Origin of the sequence: Paenibacillus allorhizoplanae (assembly GCF_927798215.1) — a bacterium.
GTDB classification, from domain to species: Bacteria; Bacillota; Bacilli; order Paenibacillales; family NBRC-103111; genus Paenibacillus_E; species Paenibacillus_E allorhizoplanae.
This window is the reverse complement of the sequence record NZ_CAKMMW010000024.1, coordinates 122,956-133,475: the sequence shown is the minus strand read 5'-3', so window position 1 is coordinate 133,475 and position 10,520 is coordinate 122,956. Positions and strand designations below refer to the sequence as shown.

Genomic DNA, 10,520 nt, shown 5'->3' with positions numbered 1-10,520 from the left:
TGGGTTGGGTTGGGTTGCGTTACCTGGAAAAACTCCAGTTAATTCCGTTCAAATTCACCCTATTTTTCAATTAGATGGATTTCCTGATGTTAATTCTGGCTGTTTGGATCAATCCCTTGCATATCCCCGTAATTAGCTGTATAAAATCCAGCCATGTTCATAAATTTAGTATTTTCGATGAAATTAACATCAGAAAATCCAGTTAATTCGTAACTAGTATCTTCAATCGTTACTTCAATCAATTTCTACTTTCTCCACTCACCAAACAACTCATCCCCGAGAAGCCAATTTCAACTTCCTACGCCTCAAAAGCGCCAGCATAAGCAGAATCACAGGCAATGCAACCATAAAAATTGGAAGAATGTACGAAACAGCTATTTTCCGTGGGAAGATAACCGAAATCTCCTCATAGTTCACAGGGATGAAAGATAGGAGCAGTACAACAATGGCGGTAATCCATGTGACTAATTTCCAATTACGCAAGCCCAAGAGCTGTGTCGTTCCATAACTAGCAACAAATAAGTACAGCCCTAATTTGGTGAAAATACTCATCATCCAGATCGTAACAACAATGGCGTCTAGATTCTCAATAATGCCACCAATGGAAATGGAGCGTACGATCATGAGCATGGGATAGGGATAACCAGCAGAGACATGCGGACCGAACATCAGGATGCTAACGATCATCGATAGCACAGTAAGTATGCCTGAGAGCATAACACCGCATATAGCATATCGAGTAGTGTTCTTCCGCTTGCTCACAAAAGCGATTAACATCATGATCATGATGCAATCGCCTAAGAAAGCCGCTGTTGGAAGCGCACCATTCATTACTGTCATCATGTCATTATCTCCAAAAATCGGAAGCAGTCGATCCCAATTCATTTGATTGATGCCTAGAAACATTGGGCCTAGCACGCAGAGTAAGATGATTGGCCCTGTAATTTCACAAATACGTGCCAAGACGCCCACGCCATGTACCGTAGGATACACTACGACGAGAAGCATCGGCACCTGAATCACATAGAGGGGAGTCTTAGGCATAATCGTCCCCGTAATAAATAAGCTAAATTGTCTCAAAATCACGGTTAGGATAACAAACCAAACAAGAATGTAGAGGGCTGAAATTAAGCCGCCAACCCATTTACCTAACAGAATGCGATTATATTCAACTACGGTCAGACCAGGAAACATCACACTTAACTTCCCACATATATAGGCAACGAGTATCCCGATTCCTGTCGCCAATAAGATCGAGATCCACGCATCTTGCTTGGCGATTTGAGCAGCAGGAGCAATCGTGAGAAGTATGGTCATAATAATTTGCGTACTAACCATTAACCAGAATATTTGCCGGTTCGATAACGCCATGTCGCTCATTGACTACCCCTATTCTCTACCTCGATTGCATGTTGGTAAAAGGAAAATTTGATATCCCCGGTCTTTTAATAATACTTTTCACTTCCAGTTGAACATCCATTGTTGGAAAGATGACGTTCCAATTCCCCTTGGCTTGCTTCCATTCCTGAGGATATTTTTTGTGAAATGCGCGGGCAAATCCCAGAACGTCCGCTTTCTGATCTGTTTGTAATTGCTGCAACGTGTCTCTCAAAATTTTCTTAATCTTCTTATCAAAGGGTTCTTCTAACTTTTTCATCGTGTCCGTACCGTCGGCGAGGATGATATGGGTAGAATTTTGAACGACATCCGCCTCTAGTTCCAATTCCACGGTCATCTTCCAAATACCGTTCTCAATCGAAGGATGGAGATGGAGATGCGTGGTAATGATTTTGATCACCACTTTCCCACCCGCTTCCTCTTCGGTGAGCGTAATATTCCGACCAAGATTTTCATGAATAAACAAACGAATCCCCATTTGTTCTTCTTGCGTCAGAAAACAGGCTAGTTTCCCTTCTTTAATCACCGACAGTCCTTCTACGGTCAGAATAGTCTTCTTAGATTGATTCGATGTCAATTTGCTTTTATTCGCAACTGGCAGTAAGAATGCCCCCGATTCTCCACTTAACACTTCCTCAATATCATGCATGGTAGCCGATTGAATCAATGGCTTTTGCGAAAGTTTAATTAAGGTTTCATAGGTATTAGGATCATTTTGCGCTTCTAACAGTTCCTTGGCTGTTCCTCTGCACACGAAGAAATTAGCCTGTTCCCGCGGTTGAATATCCCTGAATAAGAAATCGAAGTTGTCAAACATCCCGGTTCGGGCCAGTTCTTCTCCAAAAAAATACGCTTTGGCATGTCCCCATGAGAAATAGCGAGGAAACTTCTTTTGCAATTCCGATAGCGCATCTGGCATGGAGTTCCCTTTGCTCGATACCGTGTACACATTACCTTGACCTGTACCTCCTTCTCCCGAAGAAGCAGCCGGATTGGGTATGAAGACTTGAACGGTCACTTCAATTTCATCTTCCGTGAGCTTGTCGACTCCAGCGGCTATGATAAAAGCCATATCGTTCACCTCTACACGATCCCAACAACCCGTTAAGAGCAGGACGCACAGTATTATGACAGGAACGGATACGTATAACCTCATAGCAAGCCCCTCCTAACCACTTAATTCTTATTCCGTTTATTCGAATGCTCAGGCTGTCTTTTCAAATTATCTTTATCAGCATAAAAAGCAGGACGTGTATTCATTTTGCTAATGGGAGCACGAAACAAAACATCTTTGATTCCTTTGGGATAAATCGGGGCAAAGGGAGCCAAGTAAGGTACACCAAAAGAACGAAGAATACAGAGATGACTTATGATTAACAGCAACCCAAGAACGAGACCAAACAAGCCTAAAATGCCGGATAGAATCATAATTGGAAAACGAAGCATTCGCAGGGAAATACCCGCCGAGTATTGCGGCATCATAAACGAGGAAATACCCGTAATGGCTACGACCATAACCATAGGAGCAGATACTAAGCCTGCTTGGATAGCCGCTTGTCCAATGACGAGTGCGCCAACGATACTGACAGCAGAACCAACTTGCCTTGGGAGACGAACACCCGCTTCACGCAGAGCTTCGAAGGTAACTTCCATAATCAACGCTTCGACCAAGGCAGGGAAAGGGATTTCCTCCCGAGATTTAGCAACACGAAGCAACAGTGTTGTAGGCACCATTTCATGATGGAACGTTAACACAGCCACATAGATCGCCGGAGCCAGCATGGCAATTAGGAAAAAAGTATACCGAAGCCACCGAATGAGGCTACCAATTAGGAAACGCTGATAATAGTCTTCAGGAGACTGCATGAGGGACCAAAAAGTAGCTGGAGCAATGAGAGCAATTGGCGTATTATCCGTAATGATGACAACGCGACCTTCTAACAGACTTGATACGGCCACATCCGGGCGTTCCGTTGTTTGTAATTGGGGAAAAGGTGAATAGATATTGTTCTCGATCATTTCTTCGATGTAACCGCTCTCCAGTACCCCATCCAGCTTAATTTGGGAGATTCGCTCTGAAACTTTAATAATGATTTCTGGTTTGGCAATCCCCTGGATGTAGGCCATTGTGATATTTGTTTTCGAATAATTGCCAAGTGTGAAGGAAACGAATTTCAACGCGGGGGTCTTTAACCTTTTTCGAATTAAAGATGTATTCACTATTAAAGATTCTACAAAGCCCTCACGTGGACCACGGACGACAGACTCGGCTAACGGCTCTTCTACTGCCCTACCTTCAGATTGAGATAACTCAATGGATAACGCCCCTTCGATCGTGTCTAACAGTAGTACAGCCTTACCTCCAAGCACTTCATTGATAACTTCACCAATTATGCGCAATTCTTTAAAATCTGACACTGAAATGCAACTCATCATCTTGTCCATGGATTCCACTGTTCCCGCGCTAGCTTTCTTAAGCGGTTCAAGGACATAACCATCAAGAAGCTCTACATTCACCATTCCCCGTAAATATAGGACGGATGCTTGTAGGTCACTCGCTAGATGTATTGATGAGAAAACAACATCATCACAAGCTGTAAATATAGTTTGTAAATGAAGGATATTCGAGGAAAGGTCAGTCGACACCAGGGTATGGAATACTTCCTTATCTATACTGGGATCCTCAGGAAACGGTTGATACATTCAAAGCTCCCCCTCTACTACTCACATTCATTTAGGTATTGTTATGCTCTCAAAATCACACGGCTATTCAGTTGTTACCAAAGCAGGGGTATTTTAACAAACCAGCCATCGTATCTTGCTTGAAAGAACCTTTATTGGTCAAGAATGATAGGATAACGACAATGTAAAGGGGTTATGACCGTTGGATTTTAAACCAATCCTCCCATTTGAGCCAGTTAGCACAAACGAATGGCCAGCAGGTACTCATTTTACGAGTCAAATCAAGTGGGATGGGGTAAGAATGCTGCTGTACTTCGATGGAAGTACGACCAAATTAATCAATCGCAGAGCCAATGATCGAACCCTGCAATACCCGGAATTAACGAATCCCCAGGCGTTCTGTTCAGCAAAATCGGTCATTTTGGATGGAGAGATTATCGCACTATCCGATGGCAAACCTTCATTTTACGAAATCATGAAACGTGACAGCGCTAGGAAATCCAGCACGGTGACTCGAGCCATGCAGCAAGTCTCCATCACATACATGGTCTTCGATATCCTCTATTTAAACGGAGATTGGTTACTGCATTTGAGCCTGAAAGAAAGACAAAATAGGTTAGCATCCATCATAAAGCCGAACCACCTAGTCCAACCCGTCACCAATCATGATGATATGAAAGCACTATTTGCCATTGTGGAGCAGCATGAATTAGAAGGTATTGTGATTAAGGACCTGACAAGCAGTTATGTCATTAATGGTAAGGATAAGCGATGGCTGAAGAAAAAAATTTTCAAGGATCTCTATGCCGTCGTAAGCGGTGTTACCTATAGAGGTAACATTGTGAATTCCCTTTTATTAGGCTTATATGATGATCAGGGACAGTTATGGTATATTGGCCACGCGGGTACTGGCAAACTTACTGTGAAAGACTGGCAACATGTCACCGATCTGGTTCAAAGCATGACAACGCAAGAGCGTCCCTTCATCAACCAACCTGAAAGATCGAAAGAAGCGGTATGGATAACCCCACAACTCGTTGTGAAAGTTAGCTTCATGGAATGGACAAACAACAAAACATTGAGACACCCGAGCATACAATCTTTCATGAAAATGGATGTAAGCTTGTGTAACTTCAATCAAAATTAGTTTTGTTGATGCAAATCGGTTATACTTGATACTAATCTTATATTGGTTGCGTTATGGAGGAGCCTGTCACCAAGGGCTCCTTATGTTCTTTTCGACATAAGGAGTCCTTGGTAGGGCTCTTTTTTTATGCAAAAAAACAAACAAATATCGACATTCAGGAGGATCTAGAACTATGGAACAGCAAGCAATCTTGGCAATCGGCATTTTTTCACTTACGTATGGCATGATCATCACCGAAAAAATACATCGCACTATCGTAGCAATGATCGGCGGTGTCCTAATGGTCGTTCTTGGCGTTGTTGATCAAGGTTCCGCTTTGCATCATATTGATTTCAATACCCTGGGACTCTTAATTGGCATGATGATTATTGTAAGTATTACGGCAGAAACAGGATTATTTACGTATATCGCATTATTAGCTGCAAAGAAAGCAAAGGGTGATCCTGTCAGAATTCTGATATCACTCGTACTTCTTACAGCTATTGGTTCTGCTTTTCTTGATAATGTGACAACCGTATTGCTCATGGTACCTGTTACCTTCAGCATCACGCGCCAATTGCGCGTTAATCCCGTACCCTACCTCATTACACAAATTTTGGCATCTAATATCGGCGGTACTGCAACGCTGATCGGGGACCCACCCAACATTATGATTGGAAGTGCTGTTAAAGAGTTAACTTTCATGGCCTTTATAACTAATCTTGCACCTGTTGTCGTCATCATCATGGCGGTCACAATTCCGATCTTCGTTATCATTTTCCGCAAGCACATACAAACTACACCAGAGCTAAAGATGAGTATGATGCAAATTGACGAAAAAAAAGTAATTACAGACCGTAAACTGCTAACCAAAAGTCTTTCCATTCTAGCACTTACCATTATCGGGTTCTTTCTTCACCAGCTGCTACACCTTGAATCCGCGACAGTAGCCTTAGCAGGGGCATTTCTGTTACTGCTACTGACTGAGGAACATTCGATGGAAAAAGCTTTCAACAAAGTTGAATGGTCGACGATTTTTTTCTTTGTTGGACTTTTCATCTTGGTGTCCGGCTTGGTAGAAACAGGCGTAATTTCTAAATTAGCTGCTGGAGCCGTAGAATTGACGGGAGGTAATCCTATTGCAACGTCGATGTTAATCTTATGGCTCAGTGCAATCGCCTCAGCATTTCTAGACAATATCCCTTTTGTGGCAACTATGATTCCTATGATTCAGGAAATGGGTTCGATGGGCGTGGAGAATTTAGAACCGCTTTGGTGGAGTCTGGCATTAGGCGCTTGTCTTGGAGGTAATGGAACACTTATAGGAGCAAGTGCTAACTTGATCGTCGCCGGCATGGCTGCAAAAGAAGGACACCCCATCAAATTTATTGCTTTTATGAAATATGGTTTTCCAATTATGCTAGTCTCCGTTGGGTTAGCCAACATTTATATGTATGTCAGATATTTCATGTAACTAATATTTATCTATACAGGAGTCGAGAAATTTGAGATATTTACATCGTCGTTTATTTAACAGTCGATCTGGAGGCTCTCATGATTTATTTAGCTATTATCATCTTTTTACTTACAATCACCTTCGTCATTTGGCAGCCGAAAGGCTTAAGCATTGGTTGGTCAGCATCAGCAGGAGCTTTGCTTGCCCTCGCCTTCCAAGTCGTTTCACTGCAAGATGTTGCCACAGTTACAGGCATCGTGTGGAACGCGACGCTCGCATTTGTCGGCATTATTGTGATCTCCATTATTTTGGATGGGATTGGTTTCTTCGAATGGTCCGCGCTCCACATGGCCCGTTTGGCCAAAGGAAATGGCATGCACATGTTCGTCTACGTGATCCTGCTCGGGGCAGCGGTTTCCGCCTTTTTTGCGAACGATGGTGCGGCCTTGATCCTTACGCCTATCGTATTGGCTATGGTCAGAGCTATGAAATTGCCGGATGCCGCCATTCTCCCTTTTATTATGGCAAGCGGCTTTATCGCGGACACCACGTCACTTCCATTCATCATCAGCAATTTGGTAAATATTCTTTCTGCTGATTTTTTCGGAATCGATTTTGTCACCTATGCAAGTCGTATGTTTGTAACCAGTCTGTTCTCGTTAGGCGCAAGCTTGCTGGTTCTCTACCTTTTTTACCGCAAACAAATCCCTAAAAGCTATGATATCACGGAGCTGAAACGCCCTTCGGAAGCGATAAAGGATATGAATTTGTTCCGTTTGTCTTGGTGGATTCTCGGCATCTTATTAGTTACCTATATCTGCAGTGGATTTATCCAAGTGCCTGTTTCTATACTCGTCGGAACTGCCGCTATTGCCTTCCTCCTCATTGCAAGAACGAGCGACGCGGTGAATACGAGAAAGATTTTGAGAGAAGCTCCATGGGCAGTCGTCATCTTCTCCATCGGAATGTATGTGGTCGTCTATGGGCTTAAGAATGTCGGACTTACGGATGCGCTTGGAGAACTTATCGATATCATTTCTGGTGAAGGGCTCTTTGTTGCCACGATAGGTATGGGCTTCCTTGCCGCGTTCCTTTCCTCGATCATGAACAATTTGCCGACTGTGCTGATTGATGCTTTAGCCATTCAAGGCACTCAAACCGAGGGTATGCTCCGAGAAGCCTTGATTTATGCCAATGTCATCGGGACCGATCTGGGGCCCAAAATGACGCCTATCGGCTCACTAGCCACCCTGATTTGGCTTCATGTGCTTGCCAAAAAAGGAGTTAAAATTACGTGGGGCGGTTATATGAAAGCTGGCGTAATTCTGACGATCCCTACCTTACTCATCACACTAATCGGTTTGTACCTCTGGTTGCAGGTTATCGCCTAATTTGTAGCCCTGCTTTTGTATGACTCCGTTTGAGAACCACTCGCCTAGGAAATAATTGTGAATAAAAGCTTAGAAGGAGCGATTCCAAGCCTATGGCGTTCAAAGCAGAGAAAGCTAAGCTTCTCGTGGAGGGCAATGAGTTGACGATCACAAATCCGAATAAGCCGCTATGGCCTGATTTGGGCATCACCAAAGCGGATTATTTGACGACATTAAGTGAACTTTCACCCTACCTCCTACGTTACTGCCGTAATCGCCATCTAACGACGATTCGATTTCCACATGGGTATGATGATAAGTCTTTTTATCAGAAAAATGCCCCCGATCCTGTGCCTAGCTTCGTTAAGCTAGCCCCGCTAGATGGCATTAACTATGTCAATTTGGACTCCTTGTCTACGCTCATTTGGCTCGGGAATCTGACTTGTTTGGAATTCCATCCTTCCTTCCATTACATCGGGAAGACGAATCCTGCAGAATGGCTGATTGATATCGATCCAACTTTGGAGGAAGAACCTCGTATCATGGAGGCTGCTCTTATCATTGGTGAAGTGCTCGATTCACTGCGTATTCAGTCGGTTCCCAAAACATCTGGCGCAACTGGCGTACAAATTTACATTCCAATTCAACCTGGCTATACGTTCGAAGAGCTCCGAAGAGTTGGACATTTCATCGCAACCTACACCGTTAACATGTACCCGAAGCTGTTTACCATCGAGCGCTTCAAGAAAAATCGCGGTGATAAGATTTATATCGACTACCTCCAGCATTGGTATGGAAAAACACTATCTGCTCCCTATACGCCGCGTGCCAGAAAGGACGCAACGATCTCAACTCCTTTGCTTTGGAAAGAAGTAGAGCTTCGTCCAAGCATTAGCGAGTTCAATCAACTAACCATCATGAATCGATTACGAACGTACGGGGATCTCATCGATCGTGTTCCACCTCAAAATTTGAATGCTATTTTAGCTAAATTAAAAGAGTAGTTCTAATTAGAACTACTCTTTTTTTCAAAATAAAGGGGATAACAATCTCGCAATTCTTTCTTTTCTTTTTTCGCCAGGCGACCTCAGCTCAAATTCAGTTAGTGTAACTTCCGTACAATCCTCCAAATCCATCAAGAAATCACTCTCCAAACGGGAAATTACATGCCTATCAAACATCACCGCATTCAATTCGAAGTTACTGAAAAAGCTGCGCATATCGACGTTGGCCGTACCCACCGTCGACATGATCTCATCCACGATTATCACTTTGGCATGAATAAACCCCTTTCGATACAAATAGAATCGAACACCTACCTGCAATAATTCCTTTAGGTAGGACTTTGATGCATATTGAACAATAGCAGAATCGGCTTTGAATGGAAGAATGATACGTACATCCACACCACTGATTGCAGCAGATTTGAGAGCCATCGTGATGCTGGGATCGGGAATGAAATAAGGCGTTGTAATCCAAATCCGCTTCTTCGCTGCTATCAATCCTGCAAAATACATTTCCTGAATGGCGTCCCATCTGGCATCAGGACCACTAGAAATGACTTGAACGAACGAAGGCTCCTGTTCAGAATGAGCTGGATAATAACGCTTTTCCCCCAAGCTTTCTCCACTAACGAAAAACCAGTCCTTCAGAAAGGTGCGTTGTAAATCATATACCGCGTCCCCATGCAGCATGACGTGCGTATCTCGCCAGAAACCCAGCTTAGGATTCCCACCAACATACTCATTCCCGATATTAATGCCTCCAACGAAACCAACCAAGCCATCGACAACCACAATTTTGCGATGGTTCCGATAATTCAACCGTTTTTCAAAGAAAGCAATCAATGGCTTTAGGAAAGGTTCAACAGCAATACCCGCCCGCTTCAATGAAGTAATGTAAGCCTTAGAAAGCGCGTGACTCCCAACACCATCGTAAATAACCCTTACTGCTACCCCAGCCTTAGCTTTCGCTATCAATGCATCTTGAAATCTCCTGCCAATTGCATCATCGCGTATCGTATAAAATTCGAAGTGAATATGATCTTGGGCCTTCCCTATCGCCTCAAGCATCGCTTCGTATGTCACGTCGGCATTCGTCAGTACGTCAACCCGGTTCATTCCTGTAATCGGTGAATGAGGCACCTGACGCAGCCAATCTCGCAGTCGCTCTTCACCTAGCAAGAAGCTGCTGTCTTCGCCTTTCTTCGCGTCTATGCTGTCATTGTACAGAACGCTCTGGAGTGTTGAATTATTCGCATTATCACTGTTATTCGCATGAACTTTCTTCCGCCGTGCGTAATCCCTTGCAATGAAATAATACATAAAAAATCCAATAATTGGAAAAATAAACAAAATGCTCAGCCATGCTATTGACTTGGCAGGCCTTTTATACTCACAAATTAAAATCGTAGCTGCCTGAAAAATAAATAACAACAGTAATAAAGTGATCCATACCAACAACACCAGCTCCTATCCCTACATCTGCA

Annotated in this window: 8 protein-coding genes; 4 read left to right on the top strand and 4 right to left on the bottom strand. The window is 43.4% G+C overall.

Annotated elements, in window-relative coordinates; all coding sequences use genetic code 11:
* Positions 1-270 precede the first annotated feature (270 nt).
* From L6I86_RS28760 to L6I86_RS28750, 3 genes are read right to left on the bottom strand one after another with little or no spacing between them, the layout of a single operon-like run.
* Positions 271-1,380, bottom strand: a complete 1,110-nt coding sequence (locus L6I86_RS28760) for a GerAB/ArcD/ProY family transporter (RefSeq protein ID WP_236291889.1) — start codon at positions 1,378-1,380, stop codon at positions 271-273.
* Positions 1,381-1,396: 16 nt separating this feature from the next.
* Positions 1,397-2,554 carry a Ger(x)C family spore germination protein gene (locus L6I86_RS28755; protein ID WP_236291888.1) on the bottom strand — a complete coding sequence of 386 codons (1,158 nt, stop codon included), beginning with the start codon at positions 2,552-2,554 and terminating at the stop codon, positions 1,397-1,399.
* Positions 2,555-2,574: 20 nt separating this feature from the next.
* The gene (locus L6I86_RS28750) at positions 2,575-4,101 is read right to left on the bottom strand and encodes a spore germination protein (RefSeq protein ID WP_236291887.1); all 1,527 of its coding nucleotides are present in this window, start codon (positions 4,099-4,101) and stop codon (positions 2,575-2,577) included.
* 181 nt (positions 4,102-4,282) lie between these two features.
* Between L6I86_RS28750 and L6I86_RS28745 the strand changes: the two genes are divergently transcribed.
* From L6I86_RS28745 to ligD, 4 genes are all read left to right on the top strand, one after another.
* The gene (locus L6I86_RS28745) at positions 4,283-5,227 is read left to right on the top strand and encodes an ATP-dependent DNA ligase (protein WP_236291886.1); all 945 of its coding nucleotides are present in this window, start codon (positions 4,283-4,285) and stop codon (positions 5,225-5,227) included.
* Between the two features lie 172 nt (positions 5,228-5,399).
* Positions 5,400-6,680, top strand: coding sequence for an ArsB/NhaD family transporter (locus tag L6I86_RS28740; RefSeq protein ID WP_236291885.1), 1,281 nt, complete (start codon positions 5,400-5,402; stop codon positions 6,678-6,680).
* 80 nt (positions 6,681-6,760) lie between these two features.
* Positions 6,761-8,053, top strand: coding sequence for an arsenic transporter (locus tag L6I86_RS28735; RefSeq protein ID WP_276574908.1), 1,293 nt, complete (start codon positions 6,761-6,763; stop codon positions 8,051-8,053).
* 92 nt (positions 8,054-8,145) lie between these two features.
* Complete coding sequence (gene ligD, locus L6I86_RS28730) at positions 8,146-9,036, top strand: non-homologous end-joining DNA ligase (protein WP_236291884.1); 891 nt, start codon at positions 8,146-8,148, stop codon at positions 9,034-9,036.
* A 24-nt stretch (positions 9,037-9,060) separates the two neighbouring features.
* Here the strand turns inward: ligD and cls are convergent, their stop codons facing one another.
* Positions 9,061-10,491: a cardiolipin synthase gene (gene cls, locus L6I86_RS28725; RefSeq protein WP_236291883.1), complete on the bottom strand. Its 1,431-nt coding sequence runs from the start codon at positions 10,489-10,491 to the stop codon at positions 9,061-9,063.
* Positions 10,492-10,520 lie beyond the last annotated feature (29 nt).